This is a genomic window from Enterobacter sp. 50588862 (assembly GCF_001462935.1).
GTDB lineage: Bacteria > Pseudomonadota > Gammaproteobacteria > Enterobacterales > Enterobacteriaceae > Enterobacter > Enterobacter bugandensis.
The window spans coordinates 62,289-88,897 of record NZ_LNHM01000043.1 but is presented as its reverse complement, the minus strand read 5'-3'; the positions used below and the strand labels follow the sequence as shown (position 1 = coordinate 88,897).

The 26,609-nt window shown below is 56.1% G+C and carries 29 protein-coding genes; 17 read left to right on the top strand and 12 right to left on the bottom strand.

All coding sequences use genetic code 11. The features are described 5' to 3' along the window. Positions 1–61: 61 nt before the first annotated feature. On the top strand, positions 62–1,684 hold the full coding sequence (locus tag APT89_RS21455; protein WP_060573527.1) for an isovaleryl-CoA dehydrogenase: 1,623 nt from the start codon (positions 62–64) through the stop codon (positions 1,682–1,684). Here the strand turns inward: APT89_RS21455 and APT89_RS21450 are convergent. The 3 genes from APT89_RS21450 to bsmA form a co-directional block, all read right to left on the bottom strand. Continuing rightward, positions 1,681–3,612, bottom strand: coding sequence for a methyl-accepting chemotaxis protein (locus APT89_RS21450; RefSeq protein WP_047364087.1), 1,932 nt, complete (start codon positions 3,610–3,612; stop codon positions 1,681–1,683). The two genes, APT89_RS21455 and APT89_RS21450, sit on opposite strands and share 4 nt — an antisense overlap. A gap of 171 nt (positions 3,613–3,783) precedes the next feature. Then, on the bottom strand, positions 3,784–4,071 hold the full coding sequence (gene yjfN / locus APT89_RS21445; RefSeq protein ID WP_032644956.1) for a DUF1471 family protease activator YjfN: 288 nt from the start codon (positions 4,069–4,071) through the stop codon (positions 3,784–3,786). Between the two features lie 136 nt (positions 4,072–4,207). Beyond that, complete coding sequence (gene bsmA / locus APT89_RS21440; protein ID WP_028015263.1) at positions 4,208–4,537, bottom strand: biofilm peroxide resistance protein BsmA; 330 nt, start codon at positions 4,535–4,537, stop codon at positions 4,208–4,210. Between the two features lie 137 nt (positions 4,538–4,674). On the opposite strand from bsmA, the gene yjfP reads away from it, so the two are divergent. Next, positions 4,675–5,397, top strand: a complete 723-nt coding sequence (gene yjfP, locus APT89_RS21435) for an esterase (protein WP_041911482.1) — start codon at positions 4,675–4,677, stop codon at positions 5,395–5,397. On the opposite strand, the gene ulaR is transcribed toward yjfP, so the two are convergent. Together ulaR and ulaG are read right to left on the bottom strand one after the other, a co-directional pair. Continuing rightward, on the bottom strand, positions 5,394–6,149 hold the full coding sequence (ulaR, locus tag APT89_RS21430; RefSeq protein ID WP_024907324.1) for an HTH-type transcriptional regulator UlaR: 756 nt from the start codon (positions 6,147–6,149) through the stop codon (positions 5,394–5,396). The two genes, yjfP and ulaR, sit on opposite strands and share 4 nt — an antisense overlap. Before the next feature lie 110 nt (positions 6,150–6,259). Continuing rightward, a complete protein-coding gene (ulaG, locus tag APT89_RS21425) occupies positions 6,260–7,324 on the bottom strand; it encodes an L-ascorbate 6-phosphate lactonase (protein WP_045631264.1) in 1,065 nt (354 codons plus the stop codon). A gap of 358 nt (positions 7,325–7,682) precedes the next feature. On the opposite strand from ulaG, the gene ulaA reads away from it, so the two are divergent. The 6 genes from ulaA to APT89_RS21395 are packed head-to-tail and all read left to right on the top strand — an operon-like array spanning position 7,683 to position 12,090. Next, positions 7,683–9,083 (top strand): PTS ascorbate transporter subunit IIC, encoded by a 1,401-nt coding sequence (gene ulaA / locus APT89_RS21420; protein ID WP_041911480.1) that lies wholly within the window; start codon positions 7,683–7,685, stop codon positions 9,081–9,083. Between the two features lie 12 nt (positions 9,084–9,095). Then, on the top strand, positions 9,096–9,401 hold the full coding sequence (gene ulaB, locus APT89_RS21415; protein WP_003856022.1) for a PTS ascorbate transporter subunit IIB: 306 nt from the start codon (positions 9,096–9,098) through the stop codon (positions 9,399–9,401). A 9-nt stretch (positions 9,402–9,410) separates the two neighbouring features. Next, positions 9,411–9,878, top strand: a complete 468-nt coding sequence (gene ulaC / locus APT89_RS21410; RefSeq protein WP_045259633.1) for a PTS ascorbate transporter subunit IIA — start codon at positions 9,411–9,413, stop codon at positions 9,876–9,878. Between the two features lie 12 nt (positions 9,879–9,890). After that, the gene (ulaD, locus tag APT89_RS21405) at positions 9,891–10,541 is read left to right on the top strand and encodes a 3-keto-L-gulonate-6-phosphate decarboxylase UlaD (RefSeq protein ID WP_023334265.1); all 651 of its coding nucleotides are present in this window, start codon (positions 9,891–9,893) and stop codon (positions 10,539–10,541) included. Positions 10,542–10,550: 9 nt separating this feature from the next. Beyond that, entirely contained in the window at positions 10,551–11,411 is an 861-nt protein-coding gene (locus APT89_RS21400; RefSeq protein ID WP_048957683.1) for an L-ribulose-5-phosphate 3-epimerase, read from the top strand. After that, a complete protein-coding gene (locus APT89_RS21395; protein WP_060573525.1) occupies positions 11,404–12,090 on the top strand; it encodes an L-ribulose-5-phosphate 4-epimerase in 687 nt (228 codons plus the stop codon). The genes APT89_RS21400 and APT89_RS21395 overlap by 8 nt, the downstream gene beginning before the upstream one ends. A gap of 139 nt (positions 12,091–12,229) precedes the next feature. On the opposite strand, the gene yjfY is transcribed toward APT89_RS21395, so the two are convergent. Beyond that, positions 12,230–12,505 carry a DUF1471 family protein YjfY gene (yjfY, locus tag APT89_RS21390; protein ID WP_041911476.1) on the bottom strand — a complete coding sequence of 92 codons (276 nt, stop codon included), beginning with the start codon at positions 12,503–12,505 and terminating at the stop codon, positions 12,230–12,232. Positions 12,506–12,845: 340 nt separating this feature from the next. Here yjfY and rpsF point away from each other — a divergent pair, with 340 nt between their 5' ends. The 5 genes from rpsF (at position 12,846) to APT89_RS21365 (ending at position 15,367) form a co-directional block, all read left to right on the top strand. Next, positions 12,846–13,241, top strand: a complete 396-nt coding sequence (gene rpsF / locus APT89_RS21385) for a 30S ribosomal protein S6 (RefSeq protein WP_014068637.1) — start codon at positions 12,846–12,848, stop codon at positions 13,239–13,241. Positions 13,242–13,247: 6 nt separating this feature from the next. Then, positions 13,248–13,562: a primosomal replication protein N gene (gene priB, locus APT89_RS21380; protein ID WP_028015270.1), complete on the top strand. Its 315-nt coding sequence runs from the start codon at positions 13,248–13,250 to the stop codon at positions 13,560–13,562. A gap of 4 nt (positions 13,563–13,566) precedes the next feature. After that, a complete protein-coding gene (rpsR, locus tag APT89_RS21375; RefSeq protein ID WP_000135199.1) occupies positions 13,567–13,794 on the top strand; it encodes a 30S ribosomal protein S18 in 228 nt (75 codons plus the stop codon). A 41-nt stretch (positions 13,795–13,835) separates the two neighbouring features. After that, positions 13,836–14,285: a 50S ribosomal protein L9 gene (gene rplI / locus APT89_RS21370; RefSeq protein ID WP_006810372.1), complete on the top strand. Its 450-nt coding sequence runs from the start codon at positions 13,836–13,838 to the stop codon at positions 14,283–14,285. Between the two features lie 152 nt (positions 14,286–14,437). Further along, positions 14,438–15,367, top strand: coding sequence for a DMT family transporter (locus APT89_RS21365; RefSeq protein ID WP_041911475.1), 930 nt, complete (start codon positions 14,438–14,440; stop codon positions 15,365–15,367). A gap of 46 nt (positions 15,368–15,413) precedes the next feature. On the opposite strand, the gene APT89_RS21360 is transcribed toward APT89_RS21365, so the two are convergent. After that, positions 15,414–16,052, bottom strand: a complete 639-nt coding sequence (locus APT89_RS21360) for an OapA family protein (protein ID WP_028015272.1) — start codon at positions 16,050–16,052, stop codon at positions 15,414–15,416. A 233-nt stretch (positions 16,053–16,285) separates the two neighbouring features. Here APT89_RS21360 and fklB point away from each other — a divergent pair, with 233 nt between their 5' ends. Then, positions 16,286–16,906: an FKBP-type peptidyl-prolyl cis-trans isomerase gene (fklB, locus tag APT89_RS21355; protein WP_008502892.1), complete on the top strand. Its 621-nt coding sequence runs from the start codon at positions 16,286–16,288 to the stop codon at positions 16,904–16,906. Positions 16,907–17,218: 312 nt separating this feature from the next. After that, positions 17,219–18,628, top strand: coding sequence for a D-serine/D-alanine/glycine transporter (cycA, locus tag APT89_RS21350; RefSeq protein ID WP_041911474.1), 1,410 nt, complete (start codon positions 17,219–17,221; stop codon positions 18,626–18,628). 86 nt (positions 18,629–18,714) lie between these two features. Here cycA and ytfE read toward each other — a convergent pair whose 3' ends face one another. Continuing rightward, the gene (ytfE, locus tag APT89_RS21345) at positions 18,715–19,377 is read right to left on the bottom strand and encodes an iron-sulfur cluster repair protein YtfE (protein WP_060573523.1); all 663 of its coding nucleotides are present in this window, start codon (positions 19,375–19,377) and stop codon (positions 18,715–18,717) included. Between the two features lie 244 nt (positions 19,378–19,621). Between ytfE and APT89_RS21340 the strand changes: the two genes are divergently transcribed. Further along, positions 19,622–21,271 carry a methyl-accepting chemotaxis protein gene (locus APT89_RS21340; RefSeq protein ID WP_045631259.1) on the top strand — a complete coding sequence of 550 codons (1,650 nt, stop codon included), beginning with the start codon at positions 19,622–19,624 and terminating at the stop codon, positions 21,269–21,271. Positions 21,272–21,309: 38 nt separating this feature from the next. Here APT89_RS21340 and APT89_RS21335 read toward each other — a convergent pair whose 3' ends face one another. From APT89_RS21335 to APT89_RS21325, 3 genes are all read right to left on the bottom strand, one after another. Further along, entirely contained in the window at positions 21,310–22,275 is a 966-nt protein-coding gene (locus APT89_RS21335) for a DMT family transporter (RefSeq protein WP_060573522.1), read from the bottom strand. A gap of 75 nt (positions 22,276–22,350) precedes the next feature. Continuing rightward, positions 22,351–23,175 (bottom strand): AraC family transcriptional regulator, encoded by an 825-nt coding sequence (locus APT89_RS21330; protein WP_060573520.1) that lies wholly within the window; start codon positions 23,173–23,175, stop codon positions 22,351–22,353. An 81-nt stretch (positions 23,176–23,256) separates the two neighbouring features. Beyond that, positions 23,257–24,105 (bottom strand): SDR family oxidoreductase, encoded by an 849-nt coding sequence (locus APT89_RS21325; protein WP_041911470.1) that lies wholly within the window; start codon positions 24,103–24,105, stop codon positions 23,257–23,259. Positions 24,106–24,189: 84 nt separating this feature from the next. Between APT89_RS21325 and APT89_RS21320 the strand changes: the two genes are divergently transcribed. Further along, positions 24,190–24,576: a winged helix-turn-helix transcriptional regulator gene (locus APT89_RS21320; protein WP_028015279.1), complete on the top strand. Its 387-nt coding sequence runs from the start codon at positions 24,190–24,192 to the stop codon at positions 24,574–24,576. 40 nt (positions 24,577–24,616) lie between these two features. Here APT89_RS21320 and APT89_RS21315 read toward each other — a convergent pair whose 3' ends face one another. Further along, positions 24,617–26,560 carry a bifunctional 2',3'-cyclic-nucleotide 2'-phosphodiesterase/3'-nucleotidase gene (locus APT89_RS21315; protein WP_060573518.1) on the bottom strand — a complete coding sequence of 648 codons (1,944 nt, stop codon included), beginning with the start codon at positions 26,558–26,560 and terminating at the stop codon, positions 24,617–24,619. Positions 26,561–26,609 lie beyond the last annotated feature (49 nt).

The following is a 26,609-nucleotide window of genomic DNA, read 5'->3' as shown; positions in this document are numbered from 1 at the left end:
ATGCAGCGTTCATACGGTCTGTCCATACTTACCTTCATTGCCACTGAAGGAGGGAGACAGCATGCACTGGCAGACCCATACCGTTTTTAATCAACCAGCCCCACTCTCTAACAGCAATCTTTTCCTCTCTGACTGCGCCCTGCGTGACGCGGTTGCGCGCGAGGGTGCCGAGTGGGATATGGAGCTTCTTGCCAGCATTGGACAGCAGTTAGGCACGGCGGAGTCGCTGGAGCTGGGCAGGCTGGCGAACGTGAATCCGCCGGAGCTATTACGCTACGACCCCACGGGAGAGCGGCTGGATGACGTCCGCTTTCATCCGGCATGGCACCTGCTGATGCAGGGGCTCTGCGCTAACCGGGTACATAATCTGGCATGGGAGGAAGAGGCACGAAAAGGTTCTTTCGTCGCCAGGGCCGCGCGCTTCGTGCTCCATGCTCAGGTAGAAGCGGGGACGTTATGCCCGGTGACCATGACCTTCGCCGCCACGCCGCTGTTGCAGCAGTCGCTGCCCAAACCGTTTCATGAATGGTTAACGCCGCTGATGAGCGACCGTTACGATCCCCATCTCGCGCCGGGTGGGCAAAAGCGCGGCCTGCTGATCGGCATGGGAATGACGGAAAAGCAGGGCGGCTCGGACGTGCTCAGCAACACCACCAGAGCGGAAAAATGCAGCGACGGCAGCTACCGTCTGGTGGGCCACAAGTGGTTTTTCTCCGTGCCGCAGAGCGATGCGCATCTGGTGCTGGCGCAGGCGAAAGGCGGTTTGTCCTGCTTCTTTGTCCCGCGTTTCTTACCCGACGGACAGCGCAACGCCGTACGGCTGGAACGTCTGAAAGACAAGCTCGGCAACCGTTCGAACGCCAGCAGCGAGGCGGAGTTCCTCGATGCCTCTGGCTGGCTGCTGGGTGAAGAGGGAGAAGGCGTGCGGCAAATCCTGAAGATGGGCGGGCTGACGCGCTTCGACTGCGCGCTGGGCAGCCACGGGCTAATGCGCCGGGCGCTTTCCGTGGCGCTGTACCACGCCCATCAGCGTCAGACCTTCGGCAAAAATCTTATCGATCAGCCGCTAATGCGTGAAGTGCTAAGCCGTATGGCGCTGGTGCTGGAGGGGCACACGGCGCTGCTGTTCCGTCTGGCCCGGGCGTGGGATAACCGCACCGACCCGCAGGAGGCCGCCTGGGCGCGGCTTTTTACCCCGGCCGCAAAATTCAGCGTGTGCAAAGGGGGCATTCCGTTCGTGGCGGAGGCGATGGAGGCACTCGGTGGCGTCGGGTACTGCGAGGAGAGTGAACTTCCACGCCTGTATCGTGAGATGCCGGTGAACAGCATCTGGGAAGGATCGGGCAATATCATGTGCCTGGACGTGCTGCGTGTGCTGGCGAAGCAGTCAGGTATCCACGACCTGCTTGCCGACGAGTTTGCTCAGGTCAAAGGACAGGACAGACACTTTGACCGCAGCTGGCGGCAGCTTCAGCAAAAGCTGCGTAAACCGCAGGAGGCGCAGGGGAGGGAGATAGCTCAGCAGCTCTTTTTGCTGGGGGCCGGCAGCCAGATGCTGCGGCACGCATCGCCGCCCGTGGCGCAGGCGTGGTGCCGCATGATGCTGGATACCCGTGGCGGTACGCTCATGAATGAGCAGGTGCAAAGCGATCTGCTGCTGCGCGCCACGGGCAGGGTTGGCTAGCGTTTAAGCTGGAACAGGCTGACCAGTTGGGTAAGGTGTGACCCTTTCTCGCGCAGCGTGCGTGCGGTTTGCTCGCTGCGTGAGATGCGATCGGCATTGATATGCGACGCTTCGCCAATGTGGGTCATGGCAAGATTGACCTGGCCGATCCCCGCGGACTGCTCGCGTGACGCGTGGTTAATCTCCGTGACCAGCTGGCTGATGTTGTCGATATGAACGATGATGGAATCCATCGCCAGACGCGTCTGTTCAGACAGCGCGTGGCCTTCGCCCACTTTTCGCAGGGTATCGCCAATCAGATGTTCAATCTCCTTCACCGCGTTGGCGCTTCGACCTGCCAGGGCGCGAACTTCCTGCGCGACCACAGCAAAACCTTTTCCATGCTCGCCTGCGCGTGCCGCTTCTACCGCCGCATTCAGCGCCAGAATATTAGTCTGGAACGCGATGGACTCGATCACGCGGGTGATGTCTTCGATACGTTTTGACGCTTCGCGAATGTCGTCCATGGTGGCAACCGCATGGGTCACCGTTTCACCACCCTGATGAACCGCGCGCGAGGTTTCACCTACCAGCTGCTGCGTTTGCTCCATGTTGGCGGCATTTTGCTGCACGGTCGCGGCCAGTTGCTCCATGCTGGCGGAGGTCTCTTCAACGCTGCTGGCCTGCTTGTTGATCTGCTCGGAGATGTCTCCGGTATCGGAGGCCAGCGCATTGGTGCCCAGATGGATCTCGCCCGCGGCCTCGCGGACCTGCAGGACAATTTTTTGTAGCCCATCACCGATACCGTTAATGGCTTCAACCAGCTGGCCAACCTCATCCTGGCGGGTCACGGGCAGGCTGGAGCGTAAATCGCCCGCGGCATACTGGCGGGCAAGGTCAATCACGTTACGCAGCGGACGGGTCAGCATCCGGCGAATAAGCACCACAAACAGGCCCGCGAAGAGGACAGACAACGCTACGCCGGCCAGCAGGAAACGGTCGCGCATAGCGTTAACGCTTGAGAGCAGGACTGATTTATCCACTTCACCGACGATGGTCCAGTTCCAGCCGGGCAGCGGCGTATAGGCCATTTTCAGCGTGCGACCGTCGTCGCTTACGCGTTCCAGCGTGCCTGAGGAATCGCTCAACAGCTGCTGTTGGGTGGCGCTATCCCACTTCGGCAGTTTTCCCTCTTCGCTGGCGTGGAACAGATACTGACCGCGCGTTTTGCCGTTGCTGCGGTCCAGCACGAAGAAGTGCCCGCTCTCGCCCAGGCGGCGGTTGAGGATTTTCTCGCGCATGACATTCCAGGAGTGAGTGATATCCACCCCAACGAAGATGATCCCGATAACCTGACCTTCACTGTTCTTCACGGGCTGGTACTGGGTTATGTAGCGCTTGCCAAACAGGAGCGCCAGGCCGCGGTACACCTCGCCTTTCGTGACGGAGGCAAACGCCGGGCTGCTCGTGTCCAGAACCGTTCCCATAGCGCGATCGCCATTCTCTTTGCGCAGGGAGGTGGCAACGCGAATGAAGTCGTTACCGCTGCGAACAAACAGCGTTGAGATCGCTCCCGTACGGCTCAGGAAATCATCAGAAAACGTTGTATTTTCATGGAGTTCAGCGTCGCCCCCTTTCAGCAGGGGAACGGCGAGCCCGTTTATGGTCCGGGTCTGCTGAGTATCGACGCTAAACGGCTGAGGCAGAAATGTCGTAAACAGTCTGGTGTAGCTTTCGACTTCTTCGCTCAGGCTGGTATTAAACATCTGCACCATGTCGACCATACCGGTGGACTGATTATGCAGATCTTCTACCGCGAGGGCTTCAAGCTGCTGGCTGGCTTTTTGGCTGAGCAGGAAAGTGAAAAGCAGAAACAGCGTGGCGACACTGACGCCCGTCAGCAGCGACAGCTTTGTTCCAAGGCCCGCACGGCGGAAAACATTGATCATAAATTGCTCATCATTGAAAAGGTATGGTTCTTCAACGGCAGAGCGGAGATTACGTTTACTGAATTAATGTAACAAAATGTTATTTTATTGTTTTAGAATGGTTTTAAATTAGATAAAAAATTTGCAAAAACGAAAAGCCACTAAAAATAAGTGGCTTTTATCAGGAAGGATTTATACGTAGAGAATGGCCTGTACCCGCCACTGGTCGATATGGTTATCTTCCTGCATCTGGATGATGCGATACCATGACGCGCCCTGTTCATCGGCCTTTAATGCCACGATACGTTCAACGTCTTGCGGGCTCCCCGGAATGTTATTGACGGAGATCTGGCCTATTTCATTCAGACCTGTTACGCAATCCGCACTGGCGAATTCTGCTGACTGCGCGGTGGTGCTCACCAGGCCTGCAGAGAGCAACAGAGAGGTCAAAGCAAGAGTTCGTTTCATCGTCAGCTCCATTTCACATATTTCCGGTATCCGCCGGGCAATCCTTCGCGAATAAACTCCCATTCCTTGTCGCTGGCATGGAGTTTATTGTGGACAGGAAAATGTCTATGGACGCAAAGCAGTGTAAATGTCGTTCAAAGGTAAACCATTATTTCCGGTACAAAATGGCTTGTGAATACCACTGTCCCGTTATGATGGTTTCGTCGATCATAATAATGACGTAATAATCTGCTTTGGCAGCGACTGCTTGTGCCTTTATTGCGTCTTCTGCGTCATCCGGCGAACCGCGAACGAGCGCGGAGACGGTGCCCATTCGCTGTAATCCTTCCGTCTGATTACGACGAATCTCCTGCGGATGATCGGCAACCGGGGGAGCGGGTTGCGGTGTACCCTGCAGTGCGCTACAGCCGCTGAGCAGAAACACCAGCAATAAAGCAGCAAACCTGTGCATAACCATATCTCGTTTCCTGTTAGCCATAGTGTAGTTGTCTGCGAATTTAGTTTTGGGGGAATGTTCCCGAAGTGTTATCTGGGACGTAATTTTCGAATGAAAATAGCGTCAAACCGTAATCCAGTTCTCAACATTATGAATCATTCATTCGTACAGGGTCGACAATGATTGAAATTGAAATACGCCATCTCGGCGACCATGAAATTTTACACGCTGTGCCGGCAGGGAAACGTGATAAATCGCTGCCTGTTGTGGTTTTTTATCATGGGTTTACCTCATCGAAACTGGTTTACAGTTATTTTGCAGTGGCGCTGGCTCAGGCGGGTTTTCGCGTGGTAATGCCGGATGCGCCTGACCACGGCGCGCGCTTTACGGGCAATGAGCGGGCGCGACTGGGGCAGTTCTGGCACATTCTGCACGGCAGCCTGACCGAGTTTGCCGGGTTGCGCGATGCGCTCTATGAGGCAGGGCTGGTGGCCGATAATCGGCTAGCGGTGGCCGGGGCGTCGATGGGCGGCATGACGGCGCTGGGAATTATGACGCATCATCCTGACGTGCGGTCTGTTGCCTGTCTGATGGGCTCGGGCTATTTTACCTCGCTGGCGAAGACGCTTTTCCCCCCTCAGGATTTAACGGAAATTACGCCGATGCTGGCAGAGTGGGAAGTGACCCGGGCATTGCCGCGCCTGGCCGATCGCCCGCTGCTGCTATGGCACGGTGATGCGGACGATGTTGTCCCGCCCGATGGAACCTTCCGCCTGCAGCAGGCGTTAAAGAATGAAGGACTGGACGCTAATCTGACCTGTTTGTGGGAATCAGGCGTCCGCCACCGCATCACGCCAGCGGCGCTGGACGCCACGGTGGCGTTTTTCCGCAAGCATCTTTAAACGCGCAGGACTTTCACTCCTTGATCTTCCAGCTTCTGGAGGATCTCGGGGTTCGCCCCTTTGCCGGTGATCACCATGTCGATCTGTTCTGCGCGGCTGAACAGCATGCCTGCGCGTTCACCGACTTTGCTGCTGTCGACCAGCACAACGAGCTTGCCCACCACGTTGAGCATGTTTTGTTCCGCCATCGCGGTCAGCATATCGGTTTTATACAGGCCGTCAGCGGTCAGGCCTTTGCCGCTGGTAAACATCCAGTGCCCGGCGTAGAGACTGTTTTCGCTGTCCTGCGGGCTGAGCGTGATGGACTGGCTTTTGTTGTACTGGCCGCCCATGATCACCACGCTTTCATGTTCCTGATCGATCAGGTAGTTAGCCAGCGGCAAATAGTTGGTAATGATTTGCACCGGCTTGCCGCACATTTCACGGCCCAGCAAAAACGCCGTGGAGCCGCAGTTGATAACGACGCTCTCACCGGGGTTCACCAGCTGCGACGCCGCTCTGGCAATCCGTACTTTTTCATCGTGATTCTGCGCCTGATGAATATTCATCGGCGACCAGCGTGGACGCTGCTGGCTGATGGCTTCTGCGCCGTTGCGGACTTTTTTCAACTTGCCGCTCTCATCCAGCTTGTTGATGTCTCGCCGCGCGGTGGCGGGGGAGATCCCTAAACGTTCGATCACTTTCTCGACGGTGATAAACCCTGTTTGCGCCAGGAGTTCCAGTAAAATTTGATGCCGTTGCGCTTCCGTCATGAGCTATTCCGATAAGAATTGATTTGAAAAGATGATATTTGAAATAGCGTGAAATTACTAAAATAAATATGAAATCGCCAGACACAGGGTCTGGCGATGTGGCCTCACAATCAGAGGAAGGATTTAAACGGGAGATCCGGCTCAATGGTGAAGCAATCATCGAAGCCGCGCGGGTAGTGATACTCGAGATTGTCTTTGTCCAGCGGCCAGGTGAACTTGCCGCCTACCTGCCAGATAAAGGGCTTGAAGCCGTACTTCAGGCGGTCTTTTTTCATCTCCCACAGCACGCGGATCTCTTGCGGATCGGCCTGGAAGTTTGACCAGATATCGTGGTGGAACGGGATCACTACTTTGGTGTTGAGCGCTTCCGCCATGCGCAGCATATCGGCGCTGGTCATTTTGTCCGTAATACCGCGCGGGTTTTCCCCGTACGAGCCCAGCGCCACGTCAATCTGATATTCGTTGCCGTGCTTCGCGTAATAGTTAGAGTAGTGGGAATCACCGCTGTGATACAGGGAGCCGCCCGGCGTCTTGAACAGGTAATTCACCGCACGTTCGTCCATGCCGTCTGGCAGTACCCCAGCAGCCTTCTGGTCGGCCGGCAGGGTAATCAGCGCGGTACGGTCAAAGGCATCCAGCGCGTGGATTTCAATGTCTTTAATTTTCACCACGTCGCCAGGCTTCATCACGATGCAGCGCTCTTTAGGCACGCCCCAGCCAATCCAGAGATCTACGCAGGTTTGCGGCCCGATAAACGGTACGTCGTCCGCGCAGTTTTGCATCACCGCTGCCGCCACGTTCACGTCGATATGGTCGTTGTGATCGTGAGTAGAAAGCACGGCATCGATCTGGCGAATGGCAAAAGGATCAAGCACAAACGGCGTGGTGCGCAGGTTCGGCTGGAGCTTTTCCACGCCGGCCATACGCTGCATCTGGTGGCCTTTTTTCATCAGCGGGTTACCGTGGCTCTGTTTGCCGGTGCCGCACCAGAAATCGACGCAGATATTGGCGCCGCCTTCAGATTTCAGCCAGATACCGGTGCAGCCCAGCCACCACATTGCAAACGTGCCAGGAGCAACCTGTTCCTGCTCGATCTCTTCGTTCAGCCAGCTACCCCACTCCGGAAAGGTGCTCAGAATCCATGATTCACGGGTAATGGTTTTCACTTTACTCATCGTTTTAACTCCTGGTTTAATCAAAAGTAATCACATGGTGATTCGTTATGATTTATGCTGGCACTATTTGACGTGCTTTGCAATGGTGAAAATGCGGAATTTTATCTGCGCGACTTCACGGACTCTCCACTCTTTACTTGTTAGACTATCCTGCATTAAACATTAATTTGATGAATTATAAGGATTAATTTATTTTTGTGATGCGGTAGTGAAAATCATTACTAACAGCATGGAAATAAATTGCGTGATGCGTCACAAATAATCAAATGCAATCTTGTGGTGATTATTTGTGATTAATAGAGTGATGGCACCAACCGCACAGGGATTGCCCCTCGTGTTCTCATTTCTGGAGAGAGTTATGGAGATCCTCTACAACGTCTTTACCGTTTTCTTTAATCAGGTAATGACCAACGCCCCGCTGTTGCTGGGTATCGTGACGTGCCTGGGGTACATCCTGCTGCGCAAAAGCGTCAGCGTGATTATTAAAGGCACCATCAAAACCATTATCGGCTTCATGCTGTTGCAGGCGGGGTCAGGCATTCTGACCAGCACGTTTAAGCCGGTCGTCGCCAAAATGTCGGAAGTGTATGGCATCAACGGCGCTATCTCTGATACCTACGCCTCAATGATGGCGACCATCGATCGCATGGGTGATGCCTATAGCTGGGTGGGGTATGCGGTGCTGCTCGCGCTGGCGCTGAACATCATTTACGTGCTCCTGCGCCGCATTACCGGCATTCGCACCATCATGCTCACCGGGCACATCATGTTCCAGCAGGCGGGGCTGATCGCGGTTTCTCTCTATATCTTCGGTTACTCCATGTGGACCACGATTATCTGCACCGCGGTGCTGGTCTCGCTCTACTGGGGTATCACCTCCAACATGATGTACAAGCCAACCCAGGAAGTGACTGACGGCTGTGGCTTCTCCATCGGCCACCAACAGCAGTTCGCCTCCTGGATTGCCTATAAAGTTGCGCCGTACCTGGGCAAAAAAGAGGAGAGTGTCGAAGACCTCAAACTGCCTGGCTGGTTGAATATCTTCCACGACAACATCGTCTCCACCGCGATTGTGATGACCATCTTCTTCGGCGCCATTCTGCTCTCTTTCGGCATTGACGTCGTGCAGGCGATGGCGGGTAAAACCCACTGGACGGTCTATATCCTGCAGACCGGTTTCTCCTTCGCGGTAGCGATTTTCATCATCACTCAGGGCGTGCGTATGTTCGTCGCCGAGCTGTCGGAGGCCTTTAACGGCATCTCTCAGCGCCTGATCCCTGGTGCGGTACTGGCGATTGACTGTGCGGCTATCTATAGCTTTGCGCCAAACGCCGTCGTCTGGGGCTTTATGTGGGGCACCATCGGCCAGCTGATTGCGGTGGGCATCCTGGTGGGCTGCGGCTCCTCAATCCTGATCATTCCTGGCTTTATCCCGATGTTCTTCTCCAACGCCACCATTGGTGTGTTTGCTAACCACTTCGGCGGCTGGCGCGCGGCGCTCAAGATCTGCCTGGTGATGGGCATGGTGGAAATCTTCGGTTGCGTGTGGGCGGTCAAGCTCACCGGTATGAGCGCCTGGATGGGCATGGCGGACTGGTCAATTCTGGCCCCACCGATGATGCAGGGCTTTGCCTCCGTCGGTCTGGCCTTTATGGCCGTCATCATCCTGATTGCTCTGGCTTATATGTTCTTCGCTGGCCGTTCGCTGCGAGCTGAAGAAGATGCGGAAAAACAAACAGCAGAAGTGTCTGCTCATTAAGGAGTTTCGATTATGACCGTACGTATCCTGGCTGTGTGTGGCAATGGGCAAGGTAGCTCCATGATCATGAAGATGAAAGTGGACCAGTTTTTGACCCAGTCAAACATCGACCACACGGTGAACAGCTGCGCAGTGGGTGAATACAAAAGTGAACTGAACGGCGCGGACATCATCATCGCTTCAACTCATATTGCCGGTGAGATTAGCGTGTCGGGCAACAAATATGTGGTAGGCGTGCGCAACATGCTCTCGCCTGCGGATTTCGGGCCAAAACTGCTGGAAGTGATCAAAGAACACTTCCCACAAGACGTGAAGTAAGGACGCCACATGAAACTACGTGATTCGCTGGCAGAGAATAACGCCATCCTTTTACAGGCCGACGCCAGCACCTGGCAGGAAGCGGTGAAGCTGAGTGTGGATCTGCTGGTTAAAGCGGACGTTGTCGAGCCGCGCTATTACCAGGCCATTCTGGATGGCGTGGCGCAGCACGGCCCCTATTTCGTGATTGCGCCGGGCCTGGCCATGCCGCACGGCCGCCCGGAAGAGGGCGTCAAGAAAACCGGTTTTGCGCTGGTGACCCTGAAAACGCCGCTGGTGTTCAACCACGAAGATAACGACCCGGTCGACATTCTCATCACCATGGCGGCCGTTGATGCCAACACCCACCAGGAGGTGGGCATCATGCAGATCGTCAATCTGTTTGATGACGAAGCCAATTTTGACCGTTTACGCGCCTGCCGCACCGCGCAGGAAGTGCTGGATTTAATTGATAACGCCACTGCGGCGGCCGTTTAAGAGGAATTGAACATGTCATTACCAATGTTGCAAGTTGCGCTGGATAACCAGACGCTGTCTCACGCTTACGAAACCACCCGCCTGATTGCGGAAGAGGTGGATATCATCGAAGTGGGGACCATTCTGTGCGTGGGCGAAGGCGTGCGCGCCGTTCGTGACCTGAAAGCGCTCTATCCGCACAAAATCGTGCTGGCGGATGCCAAGATTGCTGACGCAGGCAAAATCCTTTCCCGCATGTGCTTTGAAGCCAACGCCGACTGGGTCACCGTGATCTGCTGTGCGGATATCAACACCGCCAAAGGCGCGCTGGACGTGGCAAAAGAGTTTAACGGCGACGTGCAGATTGAACTGACCGGCTTCTGGACCTGGGAGCAGGCGCAGGAGTGGCGCGATGCGGGCATCCAGCAGGTGGTGTATCACCGCAGCCGCGATGCGCAAGCCGCAGGCGTGGCGTGGGGTGAAGCGGATATCAGCGCGATTAAGCGTCTGGCGGATATGGGCTTCAAAGTCACCGTCACCGGTGGCCTGGCGCTGGAAGATCTGCCGCTGTTCCAGGGCATCCCTATTCACGTCTTTATCGCTGGCCGCAGCATTCGCGACGCGGCATCTCCGGTGGAAGCGGCGCGTCAGTTCAAACGCTCAATCGCTCAGCTTTGGGGTTAAGGAGCGGGTATGTTGTCAAAACAGGTCCCGCTTGGCATCTATGAAAAGGCACTCCCTGCAGGGGAGTGCTGGCTGGAGCGGTTACGGCTGGCAAAACAGCTGGGTTTCGATTTTGTCGAAATGTCCGTGGATGAGACGGATGAGCGCCTTTCTCGCCTGGACTGGCGTCGCGAGCAGCGCCTGGCGCTGGTGAGCGCCATTGCCGAAACCGGCGTGCGCGTGCCGTCCATGTGTCTGAGCGCCCACCGCCGTTTTCCGCTCGGCAGTGAAGACGATGCCGTGCGCGCTGAAGGGCTGGAGATCATGCGCAAAGCCATTCGTTTTGCGCAGGATGTCGGCATCCGCGTGATCCAGCTGGCGGGTTACGACGTTTACTATCAGGAAGCCAACGACGAAACGCGCCGTCGTTTCCGTGACGGCCTGAAAGAGAGCGTTGAGATGGCAAGCCGCGCGCAGGTCACGCTGGCGATGGAGATCATGGACTACCCGTTGATGAACTCCATCAGCAAGGCGCTGGGCTATGCACACTATCTGAATAACCCCTGGTTCCAGCTTTATCCGGATATCGGCAATCTGTCGGCCTGGGATAACGACGTGCAGATGGAGCTGCAGGCGGGCATCGGGCATATCGTGGCGGTGCACGTCAAAGATACCCGCCCTGGCGTGTTTAAAAACGTACCGTTCGGCACCGGGGTGGTGGATTTCGAACGGTGCTTCGAGACGCTCAAACAGACAGGGTATTGCGGGCCTTATCTGATTGAGATGTGGAGCGAAACGTCAGACGATCCGGCTGCGGAAGTGGCAAAAGCGCGGGACTGGGTGCGCGAGCGTATGGCGCGCGCGGGGTTACTGGAGGCTGAACATGCTTAAGCTGAAACAGCAGGTCTTTGAGGCCAATATGGATCTGCCGCGCTATGGCCTGGTAACGTTCACCTGGGGCAACGTGAGCGCCATCGACCGTGAACAAGGTCTGGTGGTGATCAAGCCGAGCGGCGTGGCGTATGAAACCATGAAAGCGGACGATATGGTGGTGGTCGACCTCGAAGGAAACGTCGTTGAGGGCAAATGGCGTCCTTCTTCTGATACGGCGACCCATCTGGCGCTGTACCAGCGTTATCCATCGCTGGGTGGCGTTGTGCATACCCACTCCACGCACGCCACCGCCTGGGCACAGGCGGGGCTGGCGATTCCGGCGCTGGGAACAACGCATGCGGACTACTTCTTTGGCGACATCCCCTGCACGCGCGCATTAACGCAGGCTGAAGTGGAAGGCGAATACGAGCTCAACACCGGGAAGGTCATCATCGAAACGTTGGGTGAAAGCGAACCGCTGCATACGCCGGGGATTGTGGTGTATCAGCACGGTCCGTTCTCCTGGGGAAAAGATGCCCACGACGCCGTTCATAATGCGGTTGTCATGGAGGAAGTGGCGCGCATGGCGTGGATTGCCCGCGGCATTAATCCACAGCTTCAGGGCATTGACGATTACCTGATGAACAAGCATTTCATGCGCAAGCACGGCCCGAATGCCTACTACGGGCAGAAGTGAATAAGTGCTCTGGAATACCGAAAACAGTTGTAACCGGTGGTATTCCGGAGCCATTCACAAAAAAAAGCCCCCGGACAGGGGGCAACGTCAACTATGGCTATGTTCTCGTTGTTGGCTTTCCTGGTGCTAGCGTTAAGGGTTACCGGTAGATATCTGCACTGGCGTGCATATTGCCGTTGCTGCCGGGCTCACGGGTTAACATCACGTGGTAATAGGTTGCGCCCTGGGCATCGGTCTCTTCATTTAGTGCCCGATCTGCTTCGCTTTCAGTGGCGAAATTATGATTGATATAGATTACGCCTAAGCTATGCACATCATCCATGTTTCTGGCCTGCCGGCCGTCTATTTTGATGGCTGCCATCGCATTTGCACTGAGCAAAAGCGCCGCCATTATGGCTACTGCGATTTTTTTCATGATATGCGCTCCACGACTGCGTGCTGTGTGAGGGGAATACTCCTTCTTTAATTCAGCTGATCTCTGATTAAAGTGTAATCATTCCTCCGGCGGGGATGCGTGACCATTTCTGATGCAGTTGTTCAAAAAAACAACGCTTCCTGATGCGATTAATTTTAAATCACCCACTTAGACCAGCTTTACGCTTTGTGCGAATTATTTGTGCAATCAGCTTGAGTTTCCTGGGGGGGGCAAGTATTATGACGCGTCAATTTTTCAGCCGACCTTTAACACGTTCCTTGCCTCCCCGGGCCTCGGCTGACCCAGACAGGAGGCTGAATAATCCGTAAGGAGCAATTCGATGCGTCATTACGAAATCGTTTTTATGGTCCATCCTGACCAGAGCGAACAGGTTCCGGGTATGATCGAGCGTTACTCTGCTGCCATCACTGGTGCAGAAGGTACGATCCACCGTCTGGAAGACTGGGGCCGCCGTCAGCTGGCTTACCCGATCAACAAACTGCACAAAGCACACTACGTTCTGATGAACGTTGAAGCGCCGCAGGAAGTGATCGATGAGCTGGAAACTACCTTCCGCTTCAACGATGCCGTTATCCGCAGCATGGTTATGCGTACCAAAAACGCAGTTACCGAAGCATCTCCGATGGTTAAAGCGAAAGACGAGCGCCGTGAGCGTCGCGATGATTTCGCAAACGAAACCGCAGATGATTCTGATGCTGGGGATTCTGAAGAGTAATTTCTGATGACCAACCGTCTGGCGTTGTCCGGCATCGTATGCAGGGCTCCCCTTCGAAAGGTCAGTCCATCAGGAATTCCGCATTGCCAGTTCGTGCTTGAGCATCGTTCTGTGCAAGAGGAAGCCGGGTTTCACCGGCAGGCGTGGTGCCAAATGCCCGTTATTATTAGCGGACACGAAAACCAGGCCATTACTCACAGTTTAACGGTCGGTAGCGCAGTAATCGTTCAGGGGTTCATCTCTTGCCACAAGGCAAAGAACGGCCTGAGCAAAATGGTTCTGCATGCCGAGCAGATTGATTTGATAGATACTGGAGACTAGCCATATGGCACGTTATTTCCGTCGTCGCAAGTTCTGCCGTTTCACCGCGGAAGGCGTTCAAGAGATCGACTATAAAGATATCGCAACGCTGAAAAACTACATCACCGAAAGCGGTAAGATTGTCCCAAGCCGTATCACCGGTACTCGTGCAAAATATCAGCGTCAGCTGGCTCGCGCTATCAAACGCGCTCGCTACCTGTCCCTGCTGCCGTACACTGATCGTCATCAGTAATCGGGCACGGTCCATTAATACGACTTTAAGAGGATAAGGTAATGCAAGTTATTCTGCTTGATAAAGTAGCAAACCTGGGCAGCCTGGGTGATCAGGTTAACGTTAAAGCGGGCTACGCTCGTAACTTCCTGGTTCCACAGGGTAAAGCTGTTCCAGCTACTAAGAAAAACGTAGAGTTTTTCGAAGCACGTCGCGCTGAACTGGAAGCCAAACTGGCTGACGTTCTGGCGGCTGCTAACGCTCGCGCTGAAGCAATCAACGCACTGGGCACTGTTACCATCGCTTCCAAAGCTGGCGACGAAGGTAAACTGTTCGGTTCCATCGGTACCCGCGATATCGCTGATGCAGTTACTGCAGCAGGCGTTAAAGTGGCTAAGAGCGAAGTTCGCATGCCGAACGGCGTTCTGCGTACCACTGGTGAGCACGAAGTTGACTTCCAGGTTCACAGCGAAGTGTTCGCTAAACTGGTTGTTAACGTTGTAGCTGAGTAATTTTTTACTCTGCTCGCGTCGAAGCGCCGGCCTTGTGCCGGCGTTTTGCTATTTAAAGCTACCGGAAATTCTCTTTTTATCTCGTATGGTAGCTATTCCTGACGCATTCTCTGATAATAAATTGAAACGCAATTTTATTTATGAGATTTGTCATGGATACCGCTCTGCCCACGCCCGTCTTTGCCCGTCGACATGTGGCCTACGCCTGCGCCACGCTCTGCTGCCTGCTTTGGGGGAGCTCGTACCCGGCCATTAAAAATGGCTACGAACTCTTTCAGATCGCGACCGATGATATTCCCTCCAAAGTCGTTTTTGCCGGATACCGTTTTCTGTTTGCCGGTGCCTTGCTGCTGCTGTTTGCGCTGGCCCAGCGCAAACCGATTGGCAGGCTCACGCCCGCGCAGTTTGGCCAGCTCACGATCCTCGGGCTGACCCAGACCACCATTCAGTACACTTTCTTCTATATAGGACTGGCCTACACGACGGGGGTAAACGGCTCAATCATGAACGCCACCGGGACTTTCTTCAGCGTACTGCTGGCGCACTTTATCTACCACAATGACAAACTCAGCTATAACAAAACGCTGGGCTGTATTCTTGGGTTTGCCGGGGTGATGCTGGTGAATTTTCACAGTGGGTTGAGCGATTTCCAGTTTATCTGGAAAGGCGACGGCTTTGTGGTGCTGGCGGCTTTTATTCTCTCTGCCGCCACGCTTTACGGGAAACGTATTTCCCAGACCGTCGACCCAACGGTGATGACCGGCTGGCAGCTGGCGATAGGCGGGACTGCGCTGGTTGCGGGAGGTTATGCCACGGGCGGAACGCTGGAAGTGCACAGCATGAAGGCCGTTGCGGTGCTGGGGTATCTGACGCTGCTCTCATCGGTGGCGTTCGCCCTGTGGAGCGCGCTGCTGAAAGTGAACCGGGTAAGCATGATTGCTCCGTTCAACTTTGTCATTCCTGTTGCAGGGACGGTGCTTTCCGCCATTTTCCTCGGCGAAAACATTCTGGATATCAAATACGCGATTGCGCTGGTGCTGGTCTGCTCGGGGATCTGGTGGGTGAATAAACGGAGTGCCTGAGAACAAAAGTGCCGGGTGGCGGCTTCGCCTTACCCGGCATACGCCATTAACGTGCTCTGATGAAACTGCCGTCCGGCTGGCGGGTAAACAGCACCTGCTGCCCATTTCCGGTATCAATGGTCAGCCCGGTGACCACCCCGCTGGCGTTCTGGCGAATCTGCACCATCTGGCCGTTCTGTAAGTTACTCAGCGGTTTACCTGCGCCTTCCACTTTTGCCATGGCATACACGTCGGTCGGCGGCAGGTTGTGGTCGCGGAAAAGCTGTGCCAGGGTTTTGCCCGGCTCCACGCGATAGGAACGCCACTGCTGCTCGATGCCGGTCGGCTGCTGGGTTTGCGGCTCAGACGGCGCTGCGGCCTGCTCCTGTTCATCCTGAACGGGTTCGGGTTCAACAGGCGCGACCTGACCCGGATCGTTAGACGGGGTTACCAGCTGCGTCTGCATCGGCTGCGCGTCAGGCTGCGGCCGCGTTTGCGACTGAAGATCCAGCTGCGCATTGCGGGTGACCGGCGCGGTATCAACATCATCACCGCCGGAAGGAAGCAGGAAGCCCACGATCACCATCAGCGCACCAATGATGATCCCCCTGCGGTGCAGAGGAGGCAGCGGGTCCATAATGCGAAAATTGTCCGGCGCCTGCCAGATTTTCGCCAGGGTAGGTTTCAGTTCAAATCGCCCGGGCATGGCTCTCCTCCTGCTCCGCGTCTTTTATATCCTGTGCTTCGAAGTATAGTTCGCTAACTGCCTGAACGACGTAGCAAACCGGACATCCGTGACATCAGTTCGGGATTAATCCTGGTTGTCTCTATTGTTTCTGTTTCGTCGCGGTTTGTCACCTTAACTTCAGACAAAGTTTTACCCATAAGGGCATGGCTGATATGCTGCCCGCTACTTTAAATGTGATGGAAGGAAAACCCATGACCACCCCGACTTTTGACACTATCGAAGCGCAGGCAAGTTACGGTATCGGCTTGCAGGTAGGACAGCAGCTGAGCGAATCCGGCCTGGAAGGTCTGTTACCTGAAGCGCTGGTGGCGGGTATCGCTGATGCGCTGGAAGGCAAACAGCCTGCCGTTCCGGTTGACGTTGTGCATCGTGCGCTGCGTGAAATCCACGAACGTGCTGACGCCGTGCGTCGCGCGCGCTTCGAAGAGATGGCAGCCGAAGGCGTGAAATATCTGGAAGAGAACCGCGAGCGCGAAGGCGTGAACAGCACCGAATCCGGCCTGCAGTTCCGCGTGATCAACCAGGGCGACGGCGCTATCCCGGCGCGTACCGACCACGTTCGCGTGCACTATACCGGTAAGCTGATCGACGGTACCGTGTTCGACAGCTCCGTGGCGCGCGGCGAACCGGCTGAGTTCCCGGTCAACGGCGTTATCGCGGGCTGGATCGAAGCCCTGACCCTGATGCCAGTGGGTTCCAAATGGGAACTGACCATCCCGCACAACCTGGCTTACGGCGAGCGTGGCGCTGGCGCGTCCATCCCGCCATTCAGCACCCTGGTCTTTGAAGTCGAGCTGCTGGAAATCCTGTAATCGACTTTTCTTATTTCCTCTCTCCGCCCGGGGAGAGGAAAATAGTGATAAAACCCATAGTTACGACGGAATCAACATTTTATCTTGCAAACGAAACTGTTGCGTGTATTTTTGTGAGCTGTTTCGCGCTGTATGAGTGATATGACACTCACTTTCAACATATTATTAACATAATATCTAAATCATAGTATTCATCCCGCCGATTCTTACCTAATATCGATAAACCCTTACGAAGGGACCGTCATTTATTTGACGTTTTTAAAGGCCAGAAGAGCCTTAACAACACAGACAGGCATAAACAGGAAAAATTACATGGTAGATCAGGTCAAAGTCGCCGCTGCAGAAGAGGCGACGTCTGAACAGTCGCTACGGCGCAATCTCACAAACCGTCATATACAGCTTATCGCTATCGGTGGTGCCATCGGCACCGGGCTGTTTATGGGGTCGGGCAAAACCATCAGTCTTGCCGGGCCGTCGATCATCTTCGTTTATATGATCATCGGTTTTATGCTCTTCTTCGTGATGCGCGCAATGGGTGAATTGCTGCTCTCGAACCTCGAATACAAATCCTTCAGCGACTTCGCGTCGGACCTGCTCGGCCCGTGGGCGGGCTACTTTACCGGCTGGACCTACTGGTTCTGCTGGGTGGTCACCGGCATGGCGGACGTCGTGGCGATTACCGCTTATGCGCAGTTCTGGTTCCCGGGGCTGTCGGACTGGGTCGCCTCGCTGGCGGTGATTATTCTGCTGCTGAGCCTCAACCTCGCCACCGTGAAAATGTTCGGTGAGATGGAGTTCTGGTTCGCGATGATCAAGATTGTCGCTATCGTGGGGCTGATTGTGGTGGGCCTGGTGATGGTCCTGACGCACTTCCAGTCGCCAACGGGCGTTCAGGCGTCCTTCACCCATCTGTGGAATGACGGCGGCTGGTTCCCGAAAGGCATCAGCGGCTTCTTTGCGGGCTTCCAGATTGCGGTGTTTGCGTTTGTGGGGATTGAGCTTGTCGGAACGACCGCTGCGGAAACCAAAGATCCGGAGAAGTCCCTGCCGCGCGCCATCAACTCCATACCGGTGCGTATCATCATGTTCTACGTCTTCGCGCTGATCATCATCATGTCCGTGACGCCGTGGAGCTCCGTGGTGCCCAGCAAGAGCCCGTTCGTTGAGCTGTTCGTGCTGGTAGGGCTGCCTGCTGCGGCGAGCCTGATTAACTTCGTGGTGCTGACCTCTGCGGCCTCTTCCGCGAACAGCGGCGTGTTCTCAACCAGCCGTATGCTGTTTGGTCTGGCGCAGGAGGGCGTGGCGCCGAGCGCCTTTGCGAAACTCTCTAAACGTGCGGTACCGGCGAAAGGGCTGACCTTCTCCTGCATGTGCCTGCTGGGTGGTGTGGTGATGCTCTACGTGAACCCAAGCGTAATTGGCGCGTTTACCATGATCACCACCGTGTCGGCGATCCTGTTCATGTTCGTCTGGACCATTATCCTGTGCTCGTACCTGGTGTACCGCAAACAGCGTCCGCACCTGCATGAGAAGTCGATCTACAAGATGCCGTTGGGCAAGCTGATGTGCTGGGTGTGCATGGCGTTCTTCGTGTTCGTGCTGGTGCTGCTGACGCTCGAAGATGACACCCGTCAGGCGCTGATCGTCACGCCGCTGTGGTTTATCGCGCTGGGGCTGGGCTGGCTGTTTATCGGTAAGAAACGTATGGCAGGCATGCGTTAAGCATGCTGCCGGGTGGCGCTGACGCTTACCCGGCCTATGTTCGAGGACGTTGTAGGCCCGGTAAGCGCTAGCGCCACCGGGCTTTTTTATTCCCCCGACAATGCCCGCGGGAACAGCACGTTATTCTCAAGACTGATGTGCTCCATCAGGTCGTCAATCATCTCGTTAATGCCGTTGTACATCGCTTTCCAGGTGGTGCACGCTTCCGGCGGCGGCGTGACGTTGTTAGTGGTGTGTTTGATCACATCCAGCAGTTCGCCCGCGTCATCGTGCTCGCTTTCCATTACGCTGATAGGCCCCATCGCCTGGCTTCCCATTCCCTGTTTAATCATCGGGAAGAGGATCTGCTCTTCTTTCATCATGTGGCTGGAAAGCTCTTCATGCAGCATGGTCAGGTATTTTGCCAGACCGCGCGGCACGGAAGGCTTGTCGGCATGTACGCGCTCAACTTTCGTTGCCTGCAGGATCAGCTCAGGCAGCTGTTCACGGTGGCGGTCGTGGTAACGCACGATGATATGGTCGATGATTTCCGTGAGCGGGGCGGTGCGCCAGTCTTTTTCAACAGGCTGTTCAGCCAGCAGCGCCAGCTCCGCTTCGATAGCCTCCACGTCCAGTTCCTTGCGCGAGGCCGCTCGCGCCAGCGTTTGCTTACCGCCGCAGCAGTAATCCATATCGTATTTACGGAACAGCGCGGAAGCGCGAGGGATGGAGAGCGCCAGCTCGCCGAGGGGTTGGTCGCGAAAGGCCATAGCAGTTACCTCGTCATTAAAAATATAAGATGCATATTAAATGCATCTTTAAGGCGGCGCTATAACCCTTTAGAGGGAAGGGGGAAAGTGCGACACGGATCACAAAAAAATGTCCCGTTTAACTCCCTGAATGGATTTAGGAAAGTGGTTTAGAAAGTTTTTAAAGGTGGAGAAACAGTAAACAACCCGCCGCGCGTGCCGATAGATACACGTCAGACAAACCTGCATATAACAAAGGCAACGTATGTTTAAACGTATTAAAGTCATTACTCTTCTTATTTCGGTGCTGCTTGTGCTCGGCATCATGCAAGTGATTTCCGCGGGTATCTTTATCAACGCGCTGAATAACGATAAAGACAACTTCACCGTGTCGCAGCTTTCCAGCCAGAACGTGGCGGAATTTACCGACGCCTGGATCAGCCTGAACCAGGCGCGCGTCACGCTAAACCGCGGGATGCTGCGTCTGCAAAGCAGCATGGCCTCTCAGATTAACGGCGGACAGCTGAACGAGCTGGTTAACACCGCGAAAAATCTGCTGGCCAATGCGCAGGTCCATTACGACAAATACTACGCCCTGCCGAATACCCCGGGTCTGGATGAGAACCTGGCCGATCGGCTGGAAGAGCAGTACCGCATCTACTCCGCCACGTTGACGCAAATGAACGTTCTGCTGGGCCAGGGCAACCTGGAAGATATGTTCAAGCAGAATGCCGAACAGAAGCAGACGGCAATGCAAAAGGTCTATCGCGAGTGGCGCGAGGCGCAGGCTGCGCTCACCAGTAAAGGCATTCAGGATAACGAAAGCGACTACAAGCGCATCCTGTGGATCCTTTCTGCCGTCATGATCCTCGTCATTGCGGTGATTATCTCCAGCTGGATCGCCATGCGCCGGGTGCTGCTGCTGCCGCTGGAAGAGGTGATCAACCATATCCGCGCCATCGCGGCAGGGGATTTAACCCAGCCGATTCAGGCTGAAGGCAAAAACGAAATGGCTATCCTGGCGCGCAACGTGCAGGAGATGCAAACCTCGCTGGCGAACACTGTGGGCGTGGTGCGTGAAGGCGCAGACACCATCTATACCGGTGCGGGTGAAATCTCGGCGGGCAGCAACGACCTCTCTTCCCGTACCGAGCAGCAGGCCGCGTCTCTGGAAGAGACGGCAGCCAGCATGGAACAGCTGACCGCCACCGTGAAGCAGAACGCGGATAACGCGCGTCAGGCGTCTCGTCTGGCGCTGGATGCCTCCTCAACCGCGAAGAAGGGCGGTAACGTGGTGGAAGGGGTGGTGCGCACCATGGACGAGATCGCCACCAGCTCCAGCAAAATCGCGCAAATTACTAACGTTATCGACGGCATTGCCTTCCAGACCAACATTCTGGCGCTGAACGCGGCGGTGGAAGCGGCGCGCGCGGGCGAGCAGGGCCGTGGCTTTGCGGTGGTTGCAGGAGAAGTACGCACGCTTGCCCAGCGCAGCGCCCAGGCGGCGAAAGAGATTAAGGCGCTGATCGATGATTCCGGCGAGCGCGTGAACGCGGGCTCGCAGCTGGTGAACGAAGCGGGCGCGACGATGGCGGAAATCGTTAACGCGGTTACCCGCGTGACCGACATCATGGGCGAAATTGCCTCTGCCTCTGACGAGCAGAGCCGCGGTATCGACCAGGTGGGCCAGGCGGTAGCCGAGATGGACCGCGTGACCCAGCAGAACGCCTCGCTGGTGGAGGAGTCTGCGGCGGCAGCGGCGGCGCTGGAAGATCAGGCCGCACGCCTGAACGAAGCGGTAGCAGTGTTCAAAATAACGCGTAATCAGGCGGTCAAAGCGGCACCGGTGAAAACCTATGTGCCAAAAGCGCAGCCAGCAGCGACGGCGCCTGAAGCGAACTGGGAAACGTTTTAACATCATGCCGGGTAAGGCGTAGCCGCCACCCGGCAAAATCACACCTCCGAAGCCGGAACGACCCTCGGTTTTTCCGGCTTCGCTCTTACCGCCATCACCACTCCCACCACCAGCAGCGCGATCCCGCAGGCCGTTAACAGCGGCGGCACGCTCTGGCGCATCAGGAAGGTGTACAGCAGCCCGGCCAGGGTTTCGAACACAATCAGCGGCCCTAAGATCACCGTCGGCAGCTTCTGGCTGGCAATGTTCCAGCACAGCGCGCCCACCCAGGAGCACAGCACCGCAATCGCAACCATTAAACCAATAAAGACCCAGGGTCTTGGCCCGAAGGGCTGCGCAAATTCCGGCTGCTGATGACCCAGCCAGAGGCATGCGCCGGCATACCCCACTAACGAGACGGGGAGCGTGACCAGCGCCTGCGCCGTTGCCCACATCATCGGGTGTTTGTCCGGGTTCTCCCGCAGCCAGCGCGCATTGCGCAGGGCGTACCAGGCCCAGCACGCGACCGAGATGAACGCTAAAACGATCCCCGAACCGTAACGCCATAAGCTGAAGTCTGCCAGGCCGTGGCGCAGCTCGGCGATATTGACGCACACCAGCCCCACGGCGGTGCAGGCCAGGGCGGGTATCATTTTCGACCACGCCAGCTTGCCGTCCCGATGGCTATAAAGCAGATTCGCGAAGATGGGGATGACCACCGGCAGCGTGCCGATAATCATGGTCGACACCGGCGCTCCGGTTCGCTGAATGGCGCTTGCCAGGCAGACGTAATAGATGAGATTGCCCATCATGGTCAGCCCCAGCGCGGTGCCCCAGTCCTGACGGCTGAGCTGTCGCAAGCGCGTACGCCCCAGCCATGCCAGAGGAAGGGCAATCAGCCCGAGCGCCAGATAACGTCCGGTAGACTGCAATATCGCCGGGTATTCCGGCACGATCAGAGGGCCGACAAAGATCAGCCCCCACATCAGACCTGCAAGCAGGGCATACAACACGCCGCTAATCATTTTTCCATCCACATTGATTTACTCTGCACTCAGTCTAGAAGGGGGAAACGCGCGCGTATTGTATGAGATTGCGCATTAGCGCCGGGTGACCTGTTTCTGGTAGCGCACGGGCGTAATGCCGTAGCGGCGGGTGAAGGCGCGGGTTAAATGCGACTGGTCGGTCAGCCCCGTTGCGGCGGCGACTTCGGCGGCGGGCATACCGTGGGTGAGAAACGCCTTGGCGCGCCACAGGCGGATGGCCATCAACATCTGGTGCGGCGTAACGTGAAAATGGGCTTTGAACTGTCGCTGGAAATGGTACGGGCTGAGCGAGACAACGTTCGCCAGTTCGTCCAGCGTCAGGGCGTGCATATAGTTGTCGTGCAAATACTCGCGCACGCGCTCGAACCGGTGTGCGCCTTCCTGAACCTTCGGCGCGTGATGGGCTAGCGGCTGAAAGGTCTCGATCAGATCCAGCAATAAGCCTTTTTGCGCCAGCGGATCGTCCGTATGCCACAGGCCGTAAATTAGCCTGCCGATCTGCTGAGAGCGCTGCGGGTCGTAACGGGTTACGTCGCTGAACCACCAGTGGCGCAGGCCGGTTACCTCTTCCAGAAGATCGGGTTCGATGTAGACCATCCGGTAGCGCCAGCCGTCTTCGGTCGCGGACTCCCCGGTATGGATCTCGTCCGGGTTCATGGTAACAACGGATTTTTCAGGTGCGAGATGCTGGGTGCCGCGATAGCGAAAGCGTTCGGCGCCGGTTTCGATGGTGCCGATGCCGAAGGCTTCATGGGTGTGGGGCTCAAAGGCGTAGTCCGAGATATGCGCGTGATAGAGTTCAAGGCCCGGCAGCTGCGCCAGATGGCGAAAGCGCGCGCTGTCTCTCTCGTCAGTAAACTGTTCCGGTACGCCTTGCACGATGAGCCTCCTCATGGGTCATCACTACATTATCAGAGATGACCCGAGGGGATGCCACAAAAAATAACCAATCCGTAACAATTACAGAATGGCTTTGACGCTCTCCGCCAGCGGTGTAGTCGGGCGGCCAATCAGCTTGCTCAGGGTACGGCTGTCGTCAAACAGGCCGCCTTTGGACGCGCCCACGTCGGAGTCCGCCAGCATATCCGCCAGCCCAGCGGGTAAACCCACGCTCTTCAATGCGGCTGCAAAGTCCGCTTCGCTCAGGTTTTGATACGCCACAGGTTTACCGCTCTGCTTGCTCAGTTCCGCCGCCAGCTCGCTCAATGTCCAGCCGTGGTCGCCTGCCAGTTCGTATACCTTGCCCGCATGACCCTCTTCAGCGATCACTTTGGCTGCCGCCGCGGCATAGTCTGCGCGGGTGGCGGAGGCAATTTTTCCTTCGCCTGCGGCACCAATGAATACGCCGTGTTCCAGCGCAGGCGGCGCGCTCGCCAGGTAGTTTTCGGTGTACCAGCCGTTGCGCAGCAGGGCGTATGGCACGCCAGATTCTGCCAGCGCTTTCTCGGTTTCGACATGTTCAACGTGCAGACCCAGCGGTGATTTATCCGCGTGCAGCAGGCTGGTGTAGGCGATAAATTTCACGCCTGCCGCTTTGGCGGCGTTGATCACGTTCTGGTGCTGGGTCGCGCGCTGGCCCACTTCGCTGGAGGAGATGAGCAGCAGCTTTTCCACGCCGCTCAGCGCGGCAGTAAAGGCGGCCTTATCGGTGTAATCCGCCTGACGAACCACAATACCCTGGTTGCTTAACGCTTCAGCTTTCGCCGGGTTACGAACAATGGCAACAATCTGGTTTGCTGGAACGGTTTTCAGCAGTTCTTCAATAACGTGCTGGCCAAGCTGGCCGGTAGCGCCGGTAATCGCGATCATGATAAATCTCCTTCGTGTTTGTCTGGTGTTGTGGCACACTATCACCATAGCTAACTTTTAGTAAGTACGTACAAAAAGGTAAGTATGAAAAAAACGATCCCAACGCTCAGCGAGCAAATGCGCGATGGCAATCTCTTCGCGGAACAGTGCCCTTCACGGGAGGTGCTTAAACACGTTACCAGCCGATGGGGCGTGCTGATCCTGCTGGCTCTGCGCGGAGGAACGCACCGTTTTAGCGAGCTGCGCCATAAAATGGGCGGGGTGAGCGAAAAGATGCTGTCCCAGTCGCTTCAGGCGCTGGAGCAGGACGGGTTTGTCGATCGCGTGTCGTATCCGGTCGTGCCGCCGCACGTCGAGTATAGCCTGACACCGATGGGCATCGAGGTGAGCGAGAAAGTCGCCGCGCTGGCGGACTGGATTGAAGTCAATACGCCGAAGGTGATGGCGAATCGGGATGAGCGTGCGGCGTAAAAGCCGGGTGGCGGTTTCGCCTTACCCGGCACAATCACCGCTACCTGCTCAAATCCACCTGATAAATCGCGAACCCGATATCATCCGTCGCAACCTTTTTCATCGGATACTGCGCCTTATCCTTAATAAACGCGGCTGCTTTATCGGACGGTGACGTTTCAAAGCGGATATCCAGTTTCGCATCGCTGTGGATTGGCGCAAGACGCCAGTTGTTATCCACCGCCGGGTGAATTTCGCCCGCCTTCTTCGACTCCGCGCCGATCCACGCCGCCAGCACCGAGCGGTTTTCGTCCGGCGAGGCAAAAGCGATGTGGCTATCGCCCGTACCGGCAAACTTACCGCCGTAGGCACGGTAGTTATTGGTTACCACCAGGAAGGTGGCATTCGGGTCGATCGCCTTGCCGTTGAAGGTCAGGTTTTTGATGCGTTCGGCCTGCGGGTTAATCGCCTGGCACTCGCCGTCATATTTCGCTGGCTGGGTGACGTCAATCTGGTAATTTACGCCGTCGATCACGTCGAAGTTGTAGGTGCGGAAGCCGTCCCAGTTAATCAGCGACTGCGGCTTGCTGTTGTGCGGGTCAATCTGGTTAAACTGTCCGGCAGAACACTCCAGCCACTCCTTCACCTCTTTCCCCGAGGCTTTAACCACCACCAGCGTATTCGGGTAGAGATAGAGATCGGCGGCGTTACGGAAGGTGAGCTGGCCTTTTTCGACCTCAACATAGCTTGCCGGGTCGTTCTTGCGTCCGCCCACTTTGAATGGCGCAGCGGCAGACAGCACCGGCAGTTTTGCCAGATCCGGATCGCCCTGAACAAAGTGTTCGGCATAGGCTTTCTGGGCCATGTTGACCACCTGAACGGTCGGATCGTCCTGCACCAGCGCCAGGAAGCTGTACATATTGTCGGCGGATTTGCCGATCGGCTTGCTGACGAATTCGCGGGTGGCGTCGTGGTCGTGCTTCAGCACGTCGACCAGCTTTTTATCTTCCGCGGCCAGGGATTTTTTAGCCGCCGCGTCGTAAATCGGGCGCGCTTCGGCTTTTGACTGCGTCACCTTCCAGCTGCCGCTGTCGTTATTTAGCACCAGATCCACCACGCCAAGGTGGTCGCCCCACATGCCCGGCATCACCGACGGCACGCCGTTGAGCGTCCCTTTCTCGATATCCGCCCCTTGAATGCTGGCAAAATCTTTGCCCGGGAAAACGGCGTGAGCGTGGCCGAACAGGATCGCGTCAACGCCCGGGACTTCGCTCAGATAATAAACGGAGTTCTCCGCCATGGCCTGGTACGGGTCGGCTGACAGGCCTGAGTGAGCCACCACGACAACGACATCCGCGCCTTTCGCACGCATTTCCGGCACATACTTGCGCGCGGTTTCGGTAATGTCATTAACGGTCACTTTGCCGTCGAGGTTGGCTTTATCCCAGGTCATGATCTGCGGCGGTACGAAGCCGATATAGCCGATTTTCAGCGTCTGCTTTTTACCGTCCCGATCGACAACTTCACTCTCTTTAATCAGGTAAGGGGTAAAGAGCGGCTTTTGCGTCTTAACGTCGATGATATTGGCGTTAACGTAGGGGAACTTCGCGCCGGCCAGCGCATCGTGCAGGTATTTCAGGCCGTAGTTGAATTCATGGTTGCCCAGGTTGCCAACGGCATAGTCCAGCGTGTTCATCGCTTTATAAACGGGATGGATCTCGCCTTTCTTCAGACCTTTCGCCGCCATGTAGTCGCCAAGCGGGCTGCCCTGAATGAGATCGCCGTTGTCCACCAGCACGCTATTTTTGACTTCACCCCGCGCGGCGTTGATCAAACTTGCTGTACGTACCAGTCCGAATTTTTCCGTAGGGGTATCTTTGTAGTAATCGAAGTCCATCATATTGCTGTGCAGATCGGTCGTTTCCAGAATACGCAGATCTACCGTCGCCGCCTGCACGCTCGCTGCAATCAGCATCGCCAGAAGCGTTGCACTAAACTTAATCATCAGAGGAGTCCTTTTTTCGATCCGTTCCACAAAAGAGTATGTATCTATC

Coding starts and splice junctions, on each gene's coding strand:
- bsmA (WP_028015263.1), bottom strand. CDS start 4,537: ATGGCTAACAGGAAACGAGATATGGTTATGCACAGGTTTGCTGCTTTA.
- yjfY (WP_041911476.1), bottom strand. CDS start 12,505: ATGAAAAAAATCGCAGTAGCCATAATGGCGGCGCTTTTGCTCAGTGCA.
- fklB (WP_008502892.1), top strand. CDS start 16,286: ATGACCACCCCGACTTTTGACACTATCGAAGCGCAGGCAAGTTACGGT.
- rpsR (WP_000135199.1), top strand. CDS start 13,567: ATGGCACGTTATTTCCGTCGTCGCAAGTTCTGCCGTTTCACCGCGGAA.
- ulaC (WP_045259633.1), top strand. CDS start 9,411: ATGAAACTACGTGATTCGCTGGCAGAGAATAACGCCATCCTTTTACAG.
- APT89_RS21455 (WP_060573527.1), top strand. CDS start 62: ATGCACTGGCAGACCCATACCGTTTTTAATCAACCAGCCCCACTCTCT.
- ulaB (WP_003856022.1), top strand. CDS start 9,096: ATGACCGTACGTATCCTGGCTGTGTGTGGCAATGGGCAAGGTAGCTCC.
- APT89_RS21325 (WP_041911470.1), bottom strand. CDS start 24,105: ATGATCGCGATTACCGGCGCTACCGGCCAGCTTGGCCAGCACGTTATT.
- APT89_RS21335 (WP_060573522.1), bottom strand. CDS start 22,275: ATGATTAGCGGCGTGTTGTATGCCCTGCTTGCAGGTCTGATGTGGGGG.
- rpsF (WP_014068637.1), top strand. CDS start 12,846: ATGCGTCATTACGAAATCGTTTTTATGGTCCATCCTGACCAGAGCGAA.
- rplI (WP_006810372.1), top strand. CDS start 13,836: ATGCAAGTTATTCTGCTTGATAAAGTAGCAAACCTGGGCAGCCTGGGT.
- cycA (WP_041911474.1), top strand. CDS start 17,219: ATGGTAGATCAGGTCAAAGTCGCCGCTGCAGAAGAGGCGACGTCTGAA.
- yjfN (WP_032644956.1), bottom strand. CDS start 4,071: ATGGAGCTGACGATGAAACGAACTCTTGCTTTGACCTCTCTGTTGCTC.
- ulaA (WP_041911480.1), top strand. CDS start 7,683: ATGGAGATCCTCTACAACGTCTTTACCGTTTTCTTTAATCAGGTAATG.
- APT89_RS21395 (WP_060573525.1), top strand. CDS start 11,404: ATGCTTAAGCTGAAACAGCAGGTCTTTGAGGCCAATATGGATCTGCCG.
- ulaR (WP_024907324.1), bottom strand. CDS start 6,149: ATGACGGAAGCGCAACGGCATCAAATTTTACTGGAACTCCTGGCGCAA.
- ytfE (WP_060573523.1), bottom strand. CDS start 19,377: ATGGCCTTTCGCGACCAACCCCTCGGCGAGCTGGCGCTCTCCATCCCT.
- APT89_RS21315 (WP_060573518.1), bottom strand. CDS start 26,560: ATGATTAAGTTTAGTGCAACGCTTCTGGCGATGCTGATTGCAGCGAGC.
- APT89_RS21400 (WP_048957683.1), top strand. CDS start 10,551: ATGTTGTCAAAACAGGTCCCGCTTGGCATCTATGAAAAGGCACTCCCT.
- APT89_RS21360 (WP_028015272.1), bottom strand. CDS start 16,052: ATGCCCGGGCGATTTGAACTGAAACCTACCCTGGCGAAAATCTGGCAG.
- APT89_RS21320 (WP_028015279.1), top strand. CDS start 24,190: ATGAAAAAAACGATCCCAACGCTCAGCGAGCAAATGCGCGATGGCAAT.
- ulaG (WP_045631264.1), bottom strand. CDS start 7,324: ATGAGTAAAGTGAAAACCATTACCCGTGAATCATGGATTCTGAGCACC.
- yjfP (WP_041911482.1), top strand. CDS start 4,675: ATGATTGAAATTGAAATACGCCATCTCGGCGACCATGAAATTTTACAC.
- APT89_RS21450 (WP_047364087.1), bottom strand. CDS start 3,612: ATGATCAATGTTTTCCGCCGTGCGGGCCTTGGAACAAAGCTGTCGCTG.
- priB (WP_028015270.1), top strand. CDS start 13,248: ATGACCAACCGTCTGGCGTTGTCCGGCATCGTATGCAGGGCTCCCCTT.
- APT89_RS21340 (WP_045631259.1), top strand. CDS start 19,622: ATGTTTAAACGTATTAAAGTCATTACTCTTCTTATTTCGGTGCTGCTT.
- APT89_RS21365 (WP_041911475.1), top strand. CDS start 14,438: ATGGATACCGCTCTGCCCACGCCCGTCTTTGCCCGTCGACATGTGGCC.
- ulaD (WP_023334265.1), top strand. CDS start 9,891: ATGTCATTACCAATGTTGCAAGTTGCGCTGGATAACCAGACGCTGTCT.